Source organism: Rheinheimera tangshanensis, from assembly GCF_014645135.1.
In the GTDB taxonomy this organism is placed as follows: Bacteria; Pseudomonadota; Gammaproteobacteria; order Enterobacterales; family Alteromonadaceae; genus Pararheinheimera; species Pararheinheimera tangshanensis.
The window spans coordinates 718,877-737,710 of sequence record NZ_BMLH01000001.1 but is presented as its reverse complement, the minus strand read 5'-3'; the positions used below and the strand labels follow the sequence as shown (position 1 = coordinate 737,710).

14 protein-coding genes are annotated in these 18,834 nt (G+C 46.5%); 11 read left to right on the top strand and 3 right to left on the bottom strand.

Annotated elements, in window-relative coordinates:
* Window positions 1-35 precede the first annotated feature (35 nt).
* From IEW88_RS03320 to IEW88_RS03310, 3 genes are all read left to right on the top strand, one after another.
* Entirely contained in the window at window positions 36-1,172 is a 1,137-nt protein-coding gene (locus tag IEW88_RS03320) for a hypothetical protein (protein ID WP_053425341.1), read from the top strand.
* 11 nt (window positions 1,173-1,183) lie between these two features.
* Window positions 1,184-1,597 (top strand): type 2 periplasmic-binding domain-containing protein, encoded by a 414-nt coding sequence (locus IEW88_RS03315; RefSeq protein ID WP_147902761.1) that lies wholly within the window; start codon window positions 1,184-1,186, stop codon window positions 1,595-1,597.
* A 63-nt stretch (window positions 1,598-1,660) separates the two neighbouring features.
* On the top strand, window positions 1,661-3,274 hold the full coding sequence (locus tag IEW88_RS03310) for a methyl-accepting chemotaxis protein (protein ID WP_147902762.1): 1,614 nt from the start codon (window positions 1,661-1,663) through the stop codon (window positions 3,272-3,274).
* A 61-nt stretch (window positions 3,275-3,335) separates the two neighbouring features.
* Here IEW88_RS03310 and IEW88_RS03305 read toward each other — a convergent pair whose 3' ends face one another.
* Both IEW88_RS03305 and IEW88_RS03300 read right to left on the bottom strand, forming a co-directional pair.
* The gene (locus tag IEW88_RS03305) at window positions 3,336-5,216 is read right to left on the bottom strand and encodes a family 43 glycosylhydrolase (RefSeq protein WP_147902763.1); all 1,881 of its coding nucleotides are present in this window, start codon (window positions 5,214-5,216) and stop codon (window positions 3,336-3,338) included.
* A 117-nt stretch (window positions 5,217-5,333) separates the two neighbouring features.
* Window positions 5,334-6,368, bottom strand: a complete 1,035-nt coding sequence (locus tag IEW88_RS03300) for an arabinan endo-1,5-alpha-L-arabinosidase (protein WP_147902764.1) — start codon at window positions 6,366-6,368, stop codon at window positions 5,334-5,336.
* Between the two features lie 323 nt (window positions 6,369-6,691).
* On the opposite strand from IEW88_RS03300, the gene IEW88_RS03295 reads away from it, so the two are divergent.
* Genes IEW88_RS03295 through IEW88_RS03285 form a run of 3 tightly spaced genes read left to right on the top strand, consistent with a single transcriptional unit; the run spans window position 6,692 to window position 11,429 of the window.
* Window positions 6,692-8,077: an MFS transporter gene (locus IEW88_RS03295; RefSeq protein WP_147902765.1), complete on the top strand. Its 1,386-nt coding sequence runs from the start codon at window positions 6,692-6,694 to the stop codon at window positions 8,075-8,077.
* 33 nt (window positions 8,078-8,110) lie between these two features.
* Complete coding sequence (locus IEW88_RS03290) at window positions 8,111-9,058, top strand: glycoside hydrolase family 43 protein (RefSeq protein WP_147902766.1); 948 nt, start codon at window positions 8,111-8,113, stop codon at window positions 9,056-9,058.
* A gap of 43 nt (window positions 9,059-9,101) precedes the next feature.
* The gene (locus tag IEW88_RS03285; protein ID WP_147902767.1) at window positions 9,102-11,429 is read left to right on the top strand and encodes a beta-L-arabinofuranosidase domain-containing protein; all 2,328 of its coding nucleotides are present in this window, start codon (window positions 9,102-9,104) and stop codon (window positions 11,427-11,429) included.
* Window position 11,430: 1 nt separating this feature from the next.
* Here IEW88_RS03285 and IEW88_RS03280 read toward each other — a convergent pair whose 3' ends face one another.
* Window positions 11,431-12,591 (bottom strand): FAD-dependent oxidoreductase, encoded by a 1,161-nt coding sequence (locus IEW88_RS03280; RefSeq protein WP_147902768.1) that lies wholly within the window; start codon window positions 12,589-12,591, stop codon window positions 11,431-11,433.
* Window positions 12,592-12,745: 154 nt separating this feature from the next.
* On the opposite strand from IEW88_RS03280, the gene IEW88_RS03275 reads away from it, so the two are divergent.
* The 5 genes from IEW88_RS03275 to IEW88_RS03255 all read left to right on the top strand — a co-directional run bounded on the left by IEW88_RS03275 (window position 12,746) and on the right by IEW88_RS03255 (window position 18,758).
* A complete protein-coding gene (locus IEW88_RS03275) occupies window positions 12,746-13,390 on the top strand; it encodes a peroxiredoxin-like family protein (protein ID WP_147902769.1) in 645 nt (214 codons plus the stop codon).
* Window positions 13,391-13,645: 255 nt separating this feature from the next.
* Entirely contained in the window at window positions 13,646-14,536 is an 891-nt protein-coding gene (aguB, locus tag IEW88_RS03270; protein ID WP_147902770.1) for an N-carbamoylputrescine amidase, read from the top strand.
* 1 nt (window position 14,537) lies between these two features.
* On the top strand, window positions 14,538-15,644 hold the full coding sequence (gene aguA, locus IEW88_RS03265) for an agmatine deiminase (protein ID WP_147902771.1): 1,107 nt from the start codon (window positions 14,538-14,540) through the stop codon (window positions 15,642-15,644).
* Window positions 15,645-15,893: 249 nt separating this feature from the next.
* Window positions 15,894-18,188, top strand: a complete 2,295-nt coding sequence (locus IEW88_RS03260; protein ID WP_147902772.1) for a S8 family serine peptidase — start codon at window positions 15,894-15,896, stop codon at window positions 18,186-18,188.
* A gap of 18 nt (window positions 18,189-18,206) precedes the next feature.
* Window positions 18,207-18,758 (top strand): serine protease external chaperone, encoded by a 552-nt coding sequence (locus IEW88_RS03255; protein ID WP_147902773.1) that lies wholly within the window; start codon window positions 18,207-18,209, stop codon window positions 18,756-18,758.
* Window positions 18,759-18,834 lie beyond the last annotated feature (76 nt).

The window sequence follows — 18,834 nt, the reverse complement described above, 5'->3', positions numbered from 1 at the left end:
ACACGCAATACATATAACATTGATGAGGATACCCTATGTTAAAACGTACATTACTGGCAGCCACTATAGCTGCGTCTTTTTGCGGCGCCAGTCAGGCCGCAGTAGACATTAACGGTTTTGCTTCAATCAAAGGCGGTATGGCATTGAGCAACGATGACGAGCTCTATGGCTACGACGATGATTTCAGCTTTAAAAACGAAAGTTTGGCTGCACTTCAAGTGAAATCAGACTTAGGCGACAAACTCTCAGTGACGGCTCAGTTATTAGGCCGCGGCGCTGACGACTGGGATGTTAAATTTGAGTGGGCTTTTTTAAGTTACGATTTAACCGATACTCTGCGTGTGAACGCAGGTCGTTTAAGAACTCCGTTTTACAAATACTCAGACTTCCGTGATGTAGGTTACGCCTATGATTGGTCGCGGGTACCGCAAAGCGTGTACGGTTTAGGTTTTGATACCATTGAAGGTGCATCCTTGTACCATACCACCACATTAGGTAATTTTGATTCCACTTTACAGCTGATTATCGGCAGTTACGATGGTGAAGAAGAAATAGGTGGTACAACGGCTGAAGCGCAAATTGACAACGTGACAGGTGTAGCCTGGGAAGTAGGTCAGGACGGTTATTCATTCCGTATGGCTTATCTGATCGGTAAATCGACGTTCTCTATCAACCAACTGGATACTCCAGTGTCTGGCTTGTACGCGCAACTAACCGCTTTTGGCTTAGGCGCTTTAGCTAAAGATTTAGATATAGTGGATGAATCCAGCTCTTTCGCCGGTGTTGGCTTTAATATCGATAAAAATGACTGGGTAGTGGTATCAGAAATCACGAAAGCGACAGTTGATGATTCGTTTATTACCGATCAGAAATCTTATTATATTTCTGTCGGACATCGTTTTGATACCATCACTCCCTATGTGTCGTTTGAAAAAGAAGATAACACAGCAAAAACTGAACTGTACGCAGCTATACCAACGGCGTCACCAATTTATGGTGCAGTCTCAAGCGTGGTAAATCGTCAGCAACTTGAACGCGACAGTATTAACCTTGGTGTGCGTTATGACTTCCACCCATCAGCTGCATTTAAAGCTCAATACACCAGTGCAGACAATAAAACTGCTGATCGTAAAGACAGCGTCTTGGTTGTTGGCGTAGATCTGGTGTTTTAAGGAATCCAATCATGTTAAAAAAATTAATCTTAATTCCTGTTCTGGCTCTAAGCTTTATGGCAGTTGCCAATGTGGCAGTGATAGTTCACCCATCCAATGCGGCAGCCTTGTCGCAGGATGATATCAATAAAATTTTTACCGGCCGTGCTAAAACCTTTACTGATGGCAAAGCAGCTGAGCCAGTAAATCTGACAGAGACAGTTGCAGCTCGTGCCGATTTTGATCAAAAAGCGCTGGGGCGTTCTTCGAGCCAGATGAAAGCTTATTGGTCTAAGCTCGTATTCACAGGTAAAGGAACACCACCAAAAGAACTGGCATCAGAACAGGAAGTGCTGGATACAGTAGCAAAAAACCCTGCAGCTATTGGCTATGTCAGTGCGGGCGCTGTTACTGGTAATGTCAAAGTAGCTTTAACACTGAATTAAAGCCTGGCAGGCAGGTGATCACATCACCTGCCTTTGTTGTAAGCCATACTCTGGATACTACTTATGCTGAAATACCTGAGTTTATTAAAAAAAATCTGGCTTATTATTGCCATCGCAATTCTGGCTTTCTTGATAGTTTTGACGTCGTCCATTTACTTTACCGCCCGCAATGCCGACAGCATTGTGCTGATTAAAGATAAAATGTATGACAGTTCTAAACTCGCCTCTCAAATAGTGGTGGAGTTTAATGCCGTTGAAGAGTTTTTTACTCAGTCGGTTTCTTTGTCTGATCCAGACATCCTCAGTACAGCCAAAGCCACTGAAGATCGGGTGGTCACTAATCTGGCTCAGCTTAAAAAACTTGATACCGCTAATCTGAAACAACTGGAAACACTGGAAAAGAATTTTAACGCCTATGCCACAGCTGCAGCAGAGATAGCGCAGTCGATGATTGATGGCACTTTGGATATGAGTGCAGCACAAAGCATTATTCAAAATAAAACGGCTTTGTACGAAACAGCTAAAACTGGTTTTGTATCCTACCAAAAACAAACAGATGATAACTTCCAACAAATACTGGTGGATATGTCTGCCTCATCAGAGCGTTCAGTGCTTATCATTGTGTTATGTGGAACTATCCTATTGATTATTATGGCTGTTGTCGGTCATGTGATAGGCCGCAACATCAGTAAAACAGCCAATGATCTGGCCAGTTCGCTGCAGGTTTTAGCGTCGGGAAAAGGCTCTTTATCCAGCCGTCTTGCGATAGACTCTGAAGATGAATTTGGTGCTGTAGCCCGCAACTTCAACGAATTTATCGCTTTGCTACAAAGCTCTTTTGTGGCTATAGCTCATTTAGTCGACCCTGTAAGCCGAACGGCGGACGAGTTGGCCAGAGGCATGCGTGAGTTAGATAGCATGACAAGCCAACAGAAAAATGATGCAGATACCGTCTCTCACTCAATGGAGGAGATGCAAAGCAGCGTCAAAGATATCAGTCAGTCGGCCAATGCCGCCTCTGGCAGCGCGAATGATGCCAGCCGCCTTGCCAAACTAGGTTATGAAAAAACCACCTCGTCCGTGCAGGCTTCCAAAGATTTGGCCGGAGAAATTGCTCAAACCAGCAGTGTGATTACCGACCTTGCCAAACAAACTCAGGAAGTTGGCGGTATTTTAAAAAGCATCAATGATATTGCCGATCAAACCAACTTACTGGCACTCAACGCAGCTATCGAAGCCGCACGTGCTGGTGAACAAGGTCGTGGCTTTGCCGTAGTTGCGGATGAAGTGCGTTTATTGTCATCCCGCACCGCCTCATCTGTGACTACTATTCGTGATTTGTTGGGCAAGCTAACACAAAACGTTGATAGCGCAGTCCGACTAATGGACCAGGCTGTCACCAAAGCCAATAACAGCGCAGTGTTGACGGCCGAAGCAGGCAGCTCTATAGAGCTGATTAATCAGGAAATTGACAAAATTAATATGGTCAATGCCCAAATAGCGACTGCCACAGAAGAGCAAACCATGGTAGCCAGTTTGGTGCTGGATAATACCCACCAGATGGCCGACTCATTTAGCCGTACTATCCAGGTGCAAAGCACAGTAGCTGATATTTCAGACCAACTGCGCGGTCTGGCTCAGGAGCTGAACACTGTCTCGTCTAAATTCAGGGAATAACTGAATCAGGGCCAGAGTAAAATGAAGTCATACACTGCATTTTACTCTGGCCCGAATTCTTTTAGTCTGCAGTTCTGAGCTGAAATTGCTGACAAATTGCATCAGACTGTTCTGGAGTCTGTTTCAACCCAACCCCGTCGAACAAACTGCAACTGGGTAAATCGACCACCTGCTTTGTATGTTGAGATAACAAAGACACAGCACCATTGGTGAGTAATTGCAAAGCCCACTGACTGGATTTTGCTGCACAATTGCCTAATACCAAATCAGCACCAGTTGCCAATGCATCGTCTTTCACTATCAGACAAAGTTCCGGGTTCAGGCTGTTGTGCAGCTGAACATAACCCGCCTGCCCTGCTTTCCAGTTCCATTGCTGACAGCCTTGTTTGTTCCAGCTTTGTTGTGTGACCAAAGTATTGTTCCCGGCAGTACAATCTTCCGTACTGAGCACCTTACCACTTTGTCTGCTGCTCACTACCGTATTACCAGTGGGCAGCAGTAACCAGTCCTGACATAAGGCTCCATCTTCTGCTTTGCAGTTTGTCATAGTAAATGGCTTTTGATCTGCGGCGTTAAGCAACTGATAATAACCATCTGGACCAGCGTTTAACTGCCACTGCTGACTTGGCTGATTGACCCAGGCTGATAAATCTCGATTTGCACCAAGAAAGCGCCCCTCACTATCAACCAGTCGGTAACGTCCCTTAGTGGTCGGGTCTATAATCCAAGACCCCTGCTCATCGCACACCTGTTCTGTTAGCCCTTGTGCAGAGGACGCCAGACAAAGCTGAGTGGCGCGATTCACAACCTGCCATTTCACCCCTTCAGGCACCACAACTAAAGGACCATTTTCACCTGATGGAGCAGCAACCGTCTGACCTTCAGGTACTGGAGTACCAAAATCCGGCATGCCATCTTGCTTGAATGTAAATGGCTGAGCACGCACTGAGCGGGTCGCGCTGCAACCCTCAGTTTCTTTATTATTGCCGTGATACACCAGCCAGTTTTCGCTGCCGTCAGGTGAGGTGAAAAAGCCATTGTGACCTGGACCAAATACGCCATTACCACGCTCAAACACAGGGTGTTTTGCCTTAGTCCAGGACTTGGTATCCATTGGATTGGCACCTGTTAACTCCAACAGCCCTAATTTATAATCCGCTGTGTCACAAAAACTGGCGGAGTAAATCACAAAGGTACGGCCTTGATGTTTTAGCACTTCAGGACCTTCATTCACCTTACGACCTGACTGTTCCCAAGGAAGAGACGGTCGGGATAACACCATCCGCTCGCCTGTTAAGGTCCAGGGGTTAGACATTTGACTTATCCAGTTCAGTTGCTCATCCCCTACCCACTCTGACCATAACAGATACAATTTTCCATTATGTTCCAGGTAGTTACCGTCGATGTTCCAGCTATCAGGCATAGGCGAGCCTTTGTACTGATAAGGCCCCATAGGGTCGTCCCCTGCACTTTCCAGCACAGATAAATGCTGACCATCTAAGTTTTCCTGCTTGCCCGAGGTATAGATCATGTACCAACGAGGACCGTCAGGCCCCTGCAAACGATGAAATTCAAAAGCCCAGAAGTTACAACAACTTTTTGGATTGGTTTCAGACCAGATATTGACTGGTGTGGCATTGGCTAAACCGGCCAGAGTCGGCGATTTACGCATCACCAACTGAGAAGTCCAGGTGGTAGTGGTCAGGTAATAATTGCCTTGCCAATACTCCAGCCAGGGATCAGCACCATTGGCAAATAGTGGATTGGTAAAACTTTGATCTTCAATAGCAGCGGCAGCTGCTGTCACTGGTGGCGCAGCTACTAAAACTGCTTCCCTGCTTTTTGGTTCAGGCGAGCAAGCGGCCAACACACTAAGTAAGCTGATAGCCAATGGCAGACGATACCCTTTGAAGCCGGGCAAAGGCTTTGTACTGAAATTCATAGCTACCCCTGTCTGATCTGTTGAATCTTATATTTGTATTACAATAAGACTTTATGAGTCTAAAACGAAAAACAAAAGAAAACAACAGCAGCGGCGATCCTTCGCCTAAGTCAGAATTTAGCGAACCAGCACACTCTGATAGCCCAACCAGTCTTTTTCATTCACCAAAGGCCAGCCATGGTTATCCCACTCCAATGCAGTGATCTTCAACTTTTGCAGACCCTTGTCTGCCATTTCATAGGCATGAAACACCAGATAATCTTTGCCATCCATAGCATACACAGAGTTATGGCCTAAACCCGGCCAGTCTTTGTTACCTTTCAATAAAACAGAACCGCCACCTGCGGCTAAATCCTTACCGTTTTTATCCAGATAAGGCCCGGTTAAGGTTTGAGAACGACCGACCACCATATAGTAAGTGCTGTCTTTACCGCGACAACATTTGCCATAGGAAACAAAGAGATAATAAAACTGGCCTTTTTTGTAGATAAAAGGCGCTTCTAGCTCAGCAGGGCCAGGTTCAGCATCATCCAAAAATGCTGGCCGCTGTGCTTTTGCCAGCGTATGCCAGTGTTCGGGTTGCGCTATACGGGTTAAAGTGGGGTCCAGTTTCACTAGTTTCAGGCCTCCCCAAAAGGAGCCAAAACTCATCCAGGCCTGGCCTTGTTTATCCAAAATCACTGCTGGGTCTATCGCATTCCATAAATCCCGCTGTGGCACAGACTGCAGCACTATGCCCTGATCCACCCATTGATAGGCTGGATCGTTAGGATCCAGAGTAGTGTTCACAGTGACCCCAATAGCCGAGGTGTTTTTACCAAAAGCCGAGATGGAGTAATACAAATAAAACTTGCCCTGATGCTGAAAAATATCAGGTGCCCAAATATGACCATCAAAGCTTGGGGATACAGATTTGGCCCAGGTCGGTTCACCTGCAAACACCCGACCACCTAAACGCCAGTTTGTTAAATCACTGGATTGATAAAAGGTGATGCCCGGCCCTGTGCTGTATAAAAAATACTGGCCCTTTTCTTTCGCCAGCACCGGATCATGAATGCTAACCTGTTCAGCTTGCAACGAGTTGACATAAAGCAGACAGCCGCTAAAAAGTGACAACCCCAGCAAAGCGATCGAAGATTTAGGCTTGCCCATACAGTGAATCCTGTTTTAGTTGAATTTGTATTACAAATAGCATAAGTTCAACTCAGCAAGCAATAAAATGCAGAAGCACTACTGCCCACTATTGCGCTGAACTCAGCAAAAAAATCAATAAATAACCATATAAAACAAATAGATAAACACTAATTAATGGCTGTAAAAACCAAGCTTTTTGCTGACTTGCCAGCCCAACTTATTAGTAATACTATAAGATCATAAACGATATAAAACAGGTTTTAGCATCAGGATCCAGCCGCGTTTTAATGGTGGATGAGAAAAACTGAGCATAAAACTGATGTAAACCACAGGGGAGTCGAATGGCAGGTTATAAACTATCTGTTATGGAGAAAATTGGCTTTGGCGCCGGCGATATGGCAGTCAATGTAGTCATTTCTTCCATGATGCTTATCATCACGTTTTTTTACACCGATATCTTTGGCCTAAAAGCCGCAGACGTTGCCATTTTGTTTCTGGTGGTACGACTGATTGACGCAGTGACCGACCCTTTGATGGGCATGCTGACCGATAAATTTACCACCCGCTGGGGCCGCTACAGGCATTATTTCCTCTTTATGGCGATCCCTTTTGGCATCTCGGTGTTTTTAACCTTCTCAACACCAGACCTGGACTATAACGGTAAACTGGTGTGGGCCTATGCCACCTACATCTTTGTCACCCTGATGTTTACCGCTGTCACTATCCCCTATATTTCCATTATCGGTGTCTTGACCGATTGCCCGAAAGAGCGTTTATCCGCCAACGGCTACCGTTTATTTTTCGCCAAAATAGCTGCTTTTTTAGTCACTATTATTGTGCCAGTGTTGGCAGCGCAATGGGGCGAAGGCCAACTGGCTGCTGGTTATCAGGCCGCTATGGGTTTGATGGGTGCTATGGCCAGCTTATTGTTTTTATTCTGCTTTTTTAATACCACTGAGCGTTTGCAGCATCAGGTGGAAACCAAACCTTTTTTCAGTCAGTTAAAGCTGTTATTAAAAAATGAGCAGTGGCTGATTTTGTGTGCTGTTTGTGTCACAGGTACTATTGGTTATGTCATTCGCGGCTCAGTGGCGGCCTATTACGCCAAGTATTATCTGGGTGGAGATGCCGCTCTGCTCTCCGCCTTTTTATCTACTGGCGTGGTCGCCGCTATTCTGGCCATGGTGGCATCGACCTGGATCACTAAACATCATTGCAAAGTAAAACTATTCCGGCACAGCCAGATTGTGGTGGCGGTATTAAGTGTGCTGCTGTTTGTACTGGTCAAACCCGGTGATCTCTGGTTGGCTTTTGTGTTGTATTTTTTACTCTCTTTTGTGGTGGATTTGCACGCGCCTGTGTTCTGGTCGGCTATTGCCGAAGCCGTAGATTATGGCGAACACAAAACCGGTCAGCGTGTATCAGGTTTAGCTTTTGGTGGTATTTCCTTTTGCCAGAAAGCAGGCATGGGCATAGCGGGTTTTGTCGTCGGCAGCTTACTGACCTTTTTTGATTATCAACCTGATCAGCTGCAAAGCGAATTCAGCTTATTGGGTATAGCGCTGATGTTATCGGTGATCCCGGGCTTCTTCCATTTGTTGATGGGCCTTCTGATGTACAAATACAAAATCACCGACAACTTTTATCAGGACATGGTGGCAGGCCAAATTGAGCCCCCAAAGCCTGAGCAGGCAACAGCTAAAGTTCAGCTGGTGAATGCCAAATAAATTTTTGTAGACGACTAACGCACTGGAGTTTTTATGCGATTGTTAACGCCTTTAATTGAGCAGCGGGCTGATCCCTGCATTTATCGTCATAGCGATGGTTATTATTATTTCACTGCATCAGTGCCAGCCTATGACAGAGTCGAGTTGCGCCGTGCCCGCAGCATTGAAGAACTACCGCAATCAACTCCCATCACGGCCTGGTTAAAACCTGAGTCAGGGCCTTATTCAGAGCTTATATGGGCGCCGGAAATTCATTTTCGTCAGGGTGCCTGGTATATCTACTTTGCTGCTGCTCCAAGTCGCGAGATTAAAAACAAACTGTTTCAGCACCGTATGTACGTGATTTGCTGCAAAGACGCAGATCCTACCTCGGGCCAATGGCAGTTTTTAGGCCAGATTGATACCGGCATCGATACTTTTTGTCTGGACGCCACCACCTTCGAACATCAGGGCCAGCTGTATTATCTGTGGGCGCAAAAAGACAATCAGATTGAAGGCAACAGCAATTTATACCTAGCCACTATGGATACACCGGACAAAATCAGCAGCGAACCTGTGCTGTTGAGTAAGCCTGAATTTGACTGGGAAATCCGTGGTTTTTGGGTCAATGAAGGCCCGAGCGTGCTTATTCGTCACGGCAAAGTATTTATCAGCTACTCCGCCAGCGCTACAGATGAAAACTATGCGATGGGGCTATTGTGGGCCGATGAAAACGCCAACCTGATGGACCCACAAAGCTGGCATAAGCTGCCAGAACCAGTGCTGCAAAGCTGCTTTGAACATAAGGTGTATGGCCCTGGCCACAACAGTTTTACAGTATCCGCCGACGGAAAAACCGACTTACTGGTGTATCACGCCCGCACCTACACTGAAATAGTCGGCGATCCACTCTGGGATCCAAACCGCCATACTTATGTCAAAGCGCTGCGCTGGGATGAGCAGGGGATGCCGCTGTTTGGCCGCCCTTCTTTACAGGAGTAATTAGCGGGTCAGAGCCTTGGCTCTGACCTAAGAGGTGTCATCAATGCGACTAGTATTTTCCCTGTTGTTGGCCACCAGTTTCTGCGTGCAAGCTGCTGCGCTAACGACTGTGCCACTCAAAGAAGTGCGCTTAACCGACGGCCCATTTTCACATTCAGAGCAAACCAATCTGCAGTACTTACTGGCGCTGGATGCGGACAAACTGCTGGCACCACTGCGCCGTGAAGCAGGTATTGAACAAAAGACAGAATCCTATGGCAACTGGGAAAATACCGGCTTAGACGGTCATATGCTGGGGCATTACCTGAGTGCTCTGGCTTTTATGGCGAGCGCTACAGCCAATGAACAGATCAAAGCCAGGCTGGATTATCTGCTGACTGAACTTGAGAAAATCCAGCAGGCTCAGCAGGGTTATTTAGGCGGAGTGCCCGGCAGTAAAGCATTGTGGCAACAAATTCAACAAGGCCAGATTGAAGCTGATTTATTTAGCCTGAATAAACACTGGGTGCCTTTTTACAATATCCATAAAACCTTCGCAGGCCTGCGTGATATCTACCAGCAAACTGGCGATATGCGCGCCAAAACCCTGTTGCTGAATTATGGCAACTGGCTGAAAAATCTGGTGAAAAACTTATCAGCGCAGCAAGTCCAGCAAATGCTGCTAACCGAACATGGTGGCATGAACGAAGTGCTAGCTGATATGGCGGTTATTTATGACGATGACAGCTATATGACTCTCGCCAAAGACTTTACCGAATTACGTATTCTGGAACCGCTGCTAAAAGGCGAAGACAAGCTGACAGGCCTGCATGCTAACACCCAAATTCCTAAAGTGGTGGGGATAGCCCGTATTGCTGAATTGTCGGGCGACAAGGACTGGTTAAAAGCGGCCGAATACTTCTGGTCTTTAGTGGTAGAGCAGCGCACTGTCGCTATAGGTGGCAATAGCGTGCGGGAGCATTTTCATCCCAAAGACGACTTCAACCCTATGCTCAATGAAGTGGAAGGGCCTGAAACCTGCAATACCTACAATATGCTGAAGCTTTCTATGCTGCTGTACCGTCAGACTGGCCAGAGCAAATACCTCGATTATTATGAGCGTGGCTTGTGGAACCACATTCTGGCCAGCCAACATCCAGAGCATGGCGGTTTTGTTTATTTTACCTCTATGCGGCCCCAACATTACCGGGTTTACTCCAAAGTGGATCAAGGCATGTGGTGTTGTGTGGGCTCAGGCATAGAAAGCCACAGCAAACATGGCGAATTTATTTACAGCTTTGATAAAAACGCTTTGCAAGTGAATTTGTGGATAGCGTCTAGCATTAACACTCCAGAGATAAAACTGCATCAGCAGACCCTATTTCCGGATGAAAACAGCACTGAATTGGTCTTTGATGCAGCAAGTACATTGAACCTGCAGCTGCGTTATCCATCCTGGGCTGGAGCCGTGAAAGTCTGGCGCAATAGCAAAGCCGTTGAAGTAACAGCCAAAGCCGGTGAACATATTCTGCTGGCAGGCCCCTGGCAGCAAGGCGACAAAGTGAAACTGGAGCTGCCGATGCAGTTAAGTCTGGAGGCTATGCCAGCCAAGCCAGATTATCATGCGGTATTGTACGGCCCTATAGTGCTGGCCAGTCGTAGTACACCTTTTAAAAACGAAAGCTTGAGCTTTGTTGCTGACGACAGCCGTATGGGCCATATAGCTTCAGGCCCAACCTGCCCAGTCTCAGCTGCACCACTTTACATTGGTGATACAAAAAACTTCCTCGCCAGCTTAAAGCGTCTGCCCAATCAACCTTTAAGCTTCAGCACAGGCCAAGGCTTTTTGCAGGGCAAGCCGGAGCTGATTCCTTTTTTCAGGCTGCACGACAGCAGATACCAGATTTACTTTCAGCACACTAGCCTTGAACTCTGGCAACAACAAAAAGCTTCTCAAGAACAGCAAGATAAATCCGCAGCTTTACTGGAACAACAAACGCTGGATAAAGTCTATCCGGGTGAACAGCAGCCTGAGTCGGACCATTTCTATCAGGGTGAACAAAGCGAAGCTGGTATCAATTCAGGCCGACATTGGCGGCACAGTAAAAGCTGGTTTAGTTATCAGTTAAGCCACAAGGGCCAGCAGAATCTGACCTTGCGGCTGGAGTATTTTGGTCTGGATGGCGGACGAGCATTTGAAGTCTGGCTGGATGATAAAAAGCTGACCGATGTGGAGCTTAAAAGCGGCTTGGGGCCGGACTGGTACAGCGTCGATTATCCAATCCCCAATGATCTGCTGCCGAAAAATGCCAATCACTTCAGGATCAAATTTGTCGCCAAGCCCGGCAACATAGCAGGTGGACTTTATCAGGTACGTTTACTGAAGTTGTAGCTTAACTGATACCCACCGCATAACGGCTGACCCAATGCTTTAACGGGCCAGCTTTTTCTGCTACTGCTAAACCCAACTGACGTAAAAAACGTACAGGAGGCAAGCTGCTGCTAAAGCTTTGATAAAACAGGTCCATAGCCGACATCATCAGCGCATTTTCACGCTGGCGTGTGCTTTGGTACTGCTTTAATAACTCAGGCTCGGCTACATCCTTGCGTTGGGCAAAAGCCTTTTCCAGCAGTTCAGACAACAACATCGCATCGGCAAAACCTAAATTGACGCCCTGACCTGCCAGTGGATTAATACTGTGAGCCGCATCGCCCACCAGCACCAGCCGCCCTTTGACATAATCCTTTGCATGGACACGGGCTAAAGGAAAACTGGCCACTTGTTCCACTGTAATTTTGCCAAGCTTAGCCGGAAAAGCCTGCTGAATTTGTTCCGCCAAAGCGGTTTTAGATAATGCCGCCAACTGTTTAATTTTGTGATGATGGTCGTACCAGACTAAAGAGCCCTGCTTACCCGGCAAAGGTAAAAAAGCCCGTGGGCCTGATTCGTTAAATTGCTGCCAGGTGATGTCCTGCTGTTCGCAGTCTGTATTGACTGTAACCACTAAACAGCTTTGCTGATACTGCCAACCCGACACACCAATTTGTGCTAACTGCCGCAGCTGTGACTGCCCACCATCTGCTGCTATCACCAGTTTAGCTTTTAGCTCGCCAAATTCTGCGGTACTGACAGAAACAAAGTCTGACTGCTGGGTAAAACCTGTCACAGTGGCTGGACAAAACAATTGTAAGTTGGCAGGAAAGTTGGCCCAGAGCGCCTGCTGAATAAGGTTATTTTCGATGATATGGCCCAGATGGGTCAAAGCCACTTCATCAGCATGAAAAGTCAGTCCGGCCTGTTCGCCTTCAAACGCCTGTAATCGTTTATAAGGGCATACACGCCATTGCTGCAATAAAGACCAGGCACCTAAGTCCGTCAGCCACTGTTCACTGCGTCTGTTGATAGCGGATACACGCAAGTCGATGCTGCTTTGTGGGTCAAAAGCCGCGACGGGCTGCTTTTCAATTAAGCCCACTTGCATACCAGCACGGCTTAACTTCAGCGCCACTGAGGCGCCCACCATACCACCACCTACAATTAATATATCCAGCACAACAACCTCCTGCTCACTTCAGCACATTCTACCCTGCTTTTCGGTGTTTACTTTGCGCTATATCAGCAATTATTCGTCATTTATTCAGCAGCCGCTGAAAGATTCTTCAGGCAACTTCGGTATATAAGCTCATATCACTTAAGGAAAAACCAAAATGAAAATTCAGCATATTCTGTTACTTAGCCTCAGCCTGTTCAGTTTTAGCCTGTTGGCAGCACCCCGCATTGCGCAAAGCCCTGAAGATATTAAACCCTTATTAAACGGCATGTCTGCGCCTAAGGTCAGTCTGCAGGATGCGACAGGCAAAGCAGTAGATCTTAATTCAGTACTAAAACAACAAGACACAGTGCTGGTGTTTTACCGCGGTGGCTGGTGTCCTTATTGCAACCTGCAACTGGCGGCTTTACGTGAGATTGAACCTAAACTTGCAGCTTTAGGTTATCAGCTGATTGCAGTGACACCAGACAGCCCTGCCGCTATCCAGGCTAGTTTAAAAGAGACCAAAGGCGCTGCCATTACTTATACCCTGTTATCCGACAGTCAGTTCAATTTAAGCTCTGCTTTTGGTGTGGCTTATTATCTGGATGAAAAAACCAGCGCGACCTATTTAAATACCTACAAACTGAATTTAAATAAGGAAGCAAGCAGCGGCAAAGTAGTGCTGCCCGTGCCTGCTGTATATATCCTGAACAAAGAGGGTTTAGTGCAGTACAGCTATCAGCATATTAATTACAAAGTCCGCTTACAGCCTGAGCTGTTGTTGCTGGCAGCTCGTTTAGCAAAACAGCCAAACGAATAACATTCACTAAAAACCCAATATTTATGCATATCCACCCATAGTTAATTCAGGGCAGCCCGAACTGCCCTGAAACTCTGCCCTAACAACGTAAAACTCATTGACGACAGCCCAAAAATACGGCATTTTGCGCGCCCTTGCAGCCCTGGCTTTTGATTGCCCTCCAGCATAAAACTGACTAGAGTAGCTGCATCTTTAGATCCGAATTCTGTTTTGAATTCTACTTTGAATAATAGCTCTGGCTTGAGGAGACTTTGCATGCGTAAGGTAACTGTGGCCGCCACCCAAATGATTGGTGGCTGGAATGTAGAAGAAAATATTGCCCGTGGTGAGCGCTTAGTCCGTGAAGCCGCTGAACAGGGCGCCCAGATCATCCTGCTGCAGGAACTGTTTGAGCGTAACTACTTCTGCCAGAAACAAAAGTATGAATATTTAGAGTTCGCGACTAGTGTCGAAGACAACGCGGCTATTAAACACTTCAGCAAAATTGCCAAAGAGTTGAAGGTCGTTCTGCCTATCAGCTTTTATGAAAAAGCCGGCAACTGCTTTTACAACACTGTAGCCGTGATTGACGCCGACGGCAGTAACTTAGGTTTATACCGCAAGAGCCATATTCCTGATGGCCCAGGTTACAGCGAGAAGTTCTATTTCACCCCAGGTGATACAGGCTTTAAAGTCTGGGATACCGCTTATGCCAAAATTGGTATTGGTATTTGCTGGGATCAATGGTTCCCTGAATGTGCCCGCAGCATGGCTTTAATGGGTGCAGAACTGCTGTTCTACCCAACAGCTATCGGCACTGAACCTCATGATGAAACCGTGAATTCACGTGAACACTGGCAACGTACTCAGCAAGGCCATGCCGCTGCTAACTTAGTGCCTCTGATTGCATCGAACCGTATTGGCCGTGAAACCGAAGACGACTTTGCTATTACCTTCTATGGCAGCTCTTTTATCGCCAACGAGTTTGGCGCCAAAGTAGAAGAAGCCGACGAAGTCAGCGAGGCTGTGTTAGTTCACACCTTCGATTTAGACGAAACCGCGAAAAACCGTCGTAACTGGGGCGTGTACCGTGACCGTCGTATCGACTTATACGGCGCGATCTTAACCAAAGACGGTAAAACCATACCAACTGAAGGTAATAACTAAGATGGCTGTTACCTTACAAAGTACGCCTCGTGCCGATGGTTTTTTTATGCCAGCCGAATGGGCCGAGCATAAACAAACCTGGATGGTATGGCCAGAGCGCACCGATAACTGGCGTTTAGGCGCCAAGCCAGCACAGCAAGCCTTTTGTGCAGTCATTCGTGCTATTGCCCGTTTTGAGCAGGTCACAGTATTGGCTTCTGCCGCTCAGTTTGCTAATGCTCAGGCGCAGTTGAGCTTAGAGCCAACCACTCACCCAATTCGTGTGGTTGAAACCTCAACAGACGATGCCTGGTGCCGTGATACAGGCCCTACTTTTGTCACCAATGGCAAAGAAGTGCGGGCTGTTGACTGGACTTTTAACGCCTGGGGTGGTTTAAACGGTGGTTTATACTTCCCATGGCACAGAGACGACCAGGTCGCACAAAAGATTGCCAATATTGAAAGCACGCCACGTTACCGCACTGAAGGTTTTGTGCTGGAAGGCGGCGCTATTCATGTTGATGGCGAAGGCACCTTGCTGACCACTGAAGAATGTTTGCTGAATAAAAACCGTAACCCGGATTTATCGCGCGAACAAATCGAGCAGATGCTGTCAGACTACTTAAGTATAGATAAAGTGATTTGGCTCAAAGAAGGCATTTTTAACGACGAAACCGATGGCCACGTCGACAATATGTGCTGTTTTGTCGGCCCAGCAGAAGTCTTACTGGCCTGGACTGACGACAAAAACGATCCACAGTACGAACGCTCACGCGCTGCTTTAGAAGTGCTGGAAAACAGCACTGATGCGAAAGGTCGGAAATTCACTGTCCACAAGCTGCCTGTGCCTGCTCCTATGCTGGCCAAAGCAGACGAATATGCCACTGTGGATTTAACAGGTGCAGCTGTACCTCGTGAGTCTGAAGCACGTTTAGCAGGCTCTTACATCAACTTCTATTTATGCAATGGCGGCTTGGTGTTGCCGGTATTTGACGATGCCAACGATCAGGTAGCGATCGACATCTTAACTAAAGTCTTTCCAAAACATCAGGTCGTCACTGTGCCAGGCAGGGAGATTTTGTTAGGTGGCGGTAACGTGCACTGTATTACTCAGCAACAGCCTGCTTAATTTATAATTCCCCGCGAAACGGAGCATGAAGCTCCGTTTTTTTGGACAAAAAACAGCCAAAAATAACAAATAAGAACAAAAAACCATACAAATCAATGCAATTCCCTCTTGAAAAAAACACAAACAAATCACTAGAGTTTCAATTTGTTAACATGATAGGATGAAATGGCAGTTGGTTGTCTATGTGCGCACATAACAACAAACAAGCTCATAACAAAAACTTGAAATCACGGAACAGAGAACAACACAATGTCTAAGCTAAAATATTCTGCTTTATCCGTTGCTGTGCTGGTTGCTCTTGCAGCCTGTGGTGGTGATGGAAATAGAAACATTGCTCCACAAGCAACAAACGTCTCACTGACAAATATTGAAGTCAAAGAATGGGTCCCTGTATCAGGTGCATTTGCAGGCACTGATGCAAATCAGGATGCATTAACCCTGACAGCTATCACTGAAAACAATACCCTAGTGACGCCTACCGGCGGTGTATATAGCTTAAGTAAAGGCACTCTAGCAGTGACTGGTTTGAATTTCGTATTCACACCAACAGCTCCAGGTGAGCAAGTATTTTCTTATACTGTATCGGATGGTAACGAATCTGCTACTGCGACAGTCACTATTGCTGGAGCAGAGACAGATCCATTGGCTTACCAACAGTGGCATTTAAAAAACACTGGCCAAAAAGCCTTTTCAATGAGCGACTCAGTGTACGAGACCTATCTAACCCTATTGACAGATGTATTTGGTCTGGACGAGGAAGATGCAGTTGCTATCGTTGAATCGCGTAAGAATCCAGAGATCTTGGTAGAAGGCGAAGATATGAACGTGACTGCGGCTTATGCTGCAGGCGCAACGGGTAGCAACACTATCGCTGTTGTGGTTGACTCAGGTCTGGAGATTGCTCATGAAGATCTGAGAAACAACGTAATACCAAATCGCTCACTGAACTTTATTCCGGGAGTCACAGATCCAACTAACCCAACCAGTACCAGCACCACAGGTGACCATGGTACCAGCGTTGCAGGTTTGATTGCGGCTGAAGGCTGGAATGGTTTGGGCGGTCGTGGTGTCGCGCCTAATGCGCAACTGATTGGTATGAACTACCTGGAAGAACAGAGCAACGTAGCTTTCCTGTTAAGTCATGGTGCACCAGGCAGCGGTATTAGTACTTCTGAACCAGTTGCAGTATTTAACCGCAGCTACGGTCTGACCATACCTGCAGCTATTGCTTACTCAGAATTTGAAGAAGCAGTACAGGAATTCAGTGCGACCGAATTACGTTCAGGCAAAGGCGCTGCCAATATGAAATCCAGTGGCAATAGCTTCCTTGACGGCAGTGTAGACTTTGACAACGATTTATGTGACGTAAACGGTGCCAATGACTTAGGTTTAACCTGTTACAACGGTAACTTTGAACCTTCACAAGCAACTCCGTACTACTTCAGTATTGGTGCAGTGAATAGCGATGGCAAACATACCAGCTACTCCACTGCTGGTGCCAACGTATTGGTATCTGCCCCTGCGGGTGAGTATGGTGATTTTGAGCCTGCGATGGTGACTACTGACCAAATGACTTGTTTACGTGGTTATAGTAGCTTTACCAGAGCCGATCGGTTCGATAACAGCTATTTCCCAGGCTTCTTTGCAGGATTCTATCCGTTTAACAACCCAGGTCACCCGGAAAACGCCAGCTGTAACTACACATCAACCTTCAATGGTACTTCATCTGCGGCTCCAAATGCTTCAGGTGTAGTAGCGCTGATCGCCTCTGCTAACCCAGAGCTGAGTTACCGCGATATTCGTCACATTCTGGTATCAACCAGCACTATGGTTGATGCAGACAATGAACCAGTATCCTTAGCATTAGCCAATGGTGAATTCGTAGCGCACCAAGGCTGGGTAGAAAACGCAGCAGGTTTTAACTTCAATAACTTATATGGTTTTGGTCGGGTCAACGCTGGTGCAGCTGTTGCTATGGCTAAAAACTATACAGTGAACTTAGGTGAAGCAGTCAGCTCTGATTGGATTGGTGTAGGGTCTTATGCTGCTACAGAAACTCCAACCTCTCTGGCTTTACCTGTTCCGGATAACAGTGTGACTGGAGCTACTGTCACGCTTGAGGTCACTGACAAGATGGTACTTGAGGGTGCTCAGCTGAAGTTTTCTGTCTCTAACCCAGATATGGAGTATGGTTTCAGCACAGTGGATGGTTACTTCCAAACAACAGCTGGTATTGATTTAGCTATCGAAGTCACTTCACCTGCAGGAACTAAGAGTGTCTTGTTATCTTCTAAACAGGCTCTGACCATCCCTGCTTTGACAGAAGATTTCTTCTTCCAACCAGGCTATATACTGAATGATACCGTGTTCCTGACGAACGCTTTTTATGGCGAAAACGCTCAGGGTACCTGGACCATTAAAGTTCTGGATGCAAACGGCTCTGATTATGCCGCTACAGGCGGTTACTTAGGAGTCGACGGATACGCCAACAACGCTGAACCTTCAGTTGTAGAAGGCGTAGCTATTCGTGTATTTGGCCATTAATAGAGGAAGTAGAGAGTTATGAAATTCAAATTAACCTTAGTTGCTCTGGCTACTATCGGAACTATGGCTTCAGTACAGGCTACCGAAATTTCACCAGAGTTAAGAAAGCTGACTCCGGCGAAAACTGAAGCTGTAACAAGCAAAACAGTCAAAAAAGTTGAAAATGCCGATTTTGGCGTTTATAAGTTGTTACCGGATTTAGCATTAGCTCCGGCCAGTCTGGCTGCTGGTAGCGCTGAAGGTACTTTGTCTGGCCGTGCTTTAGTACAACAAACAACAGTGAATTCGGATGGTGTGGTGAAAACTGACGCTGTGGTAAGAAATTTACTGACAGGTGAACTTGGAGTTGTCACTGGTCGTTTGTCTATATTGGCGAATGATGCTGCTGCACTGCAACGTTTACAACAAGAGTTTGGCTTAAAATCAGTGAAGACCATAGGCAATAAAATTGCCATTATGCAAGCTCCAGCTGGTGCTAATCTTACTGAGTTAATTGAATCAGTCCGTAAATCAGGATTGGTGAAGGAAGCTCGTTTGGATGTAGTTGAGAAATTATATAAACCAAACTAAATAAAACCTTCGATAAAAAAACCCGCCTCTGGCGGGTTTTTTATTCTGCAAAATTCACCATAGCAAATTCCAATCT

What these genes read in the sequence shown, in the direction of transcription:
- IEW88_RS03320 (WP_053425341.1), top strand. Translation starts at nt 36, where the DNA reads ATGTTAAAACGTACATTACTGGCAGCCACTATAGCTGCGTCTTTTTGC.
- IEW88_RS03315 (WP_147902761.1), top strand. Translation starts at nt 1,184, where the DNA reads ATGTTAAAAAAATTAATCTTAATTCCTGTTCTGGCTCTAAGCTTTATG.
- IEW88_RS03310 (WP_147902762.1), top strand. Translation starts at nt 1,661, where the DNA reads ATGCTGAAATACCTGAGTTTATTAAAAAAAATCTGGCTTATTATTGCC.
- IEW88_RS03305 (WP_147902763.1), bottom strand. Translation starts at nt 5,216, where the DNA reads ATGAATTTCAGTACAAAGCCTTTGCCCGGCTTCAAAGGGTATCGTCTG.
- IEW88_RS03300 (WP_147902764.1), bottom strand. Translation starts at nt 6,368, where the DNA reads ATGGGCAAGCCTAAATCTTCGATCGCTTTGCTGGGGTTGTCACTTTTT.
- IEW88_RS03295 (WP_147902765.1), top strand. Translation starts at nt 6,692, where the DNA reads ATGGCAGGTTATAAACTATCTGTTATGGAGAAAATTGGCTTTGGCGCC.
- IEW88_RS03290 (WP_147902766.1), top strand. Translation starts at nt 8,111, where the DNA reads ATGCGATTGTTAACGCCTTTAATTGAGCAGCGGGCTGATCCCTGCATT.
- IEW88_RS03285 (WP_147902767.1), top strand. Translation starts at nt 9,102, where the DNA reads ATGCGACTAGTATTTTCCCTGTTGTTGGCCACCAGTTTCTGCGTGCAA.
- IEW88_RS03275 (WP_147902769.1), top strand. Translation starts at nt 12,746, where the DNA reads ATGAAAATTCAGCATATTCTGTTACTTAGCCTCAGCCTGTTCAGTTTT.
- aguB (WP_147902770.1), top strand. Translation starts at nt 13,646, where the DNA reads ATGCGTAAGGTAACTGTGGCCGCCACCCAAATGATTGGTGGCTGGAAT.
- aguA (WP_147902771.1), top strand. Translation starts at nt 14,538, where the DNA reads ATGGCTGTTACCTTACAAAGTACGCCTCGTGCCGATGGTTTTTTTATG.
- IEW88_RS03260 (WP_147902772.1), top strand. Translation starts at nt 15,894, where the DNA reads ATGTCTAAGCTAAAATATTCTGCTTTATCCGTTGCTGTGCTGGTTGCT.
- IEW88_RS03255 (WP_147902773.1), top strand. Translation starts at nt 18,207, where the DNA reads ATGAAATTCAAATTAACCTTAGTTGCTCTGGCTACTATCGGAACTATG.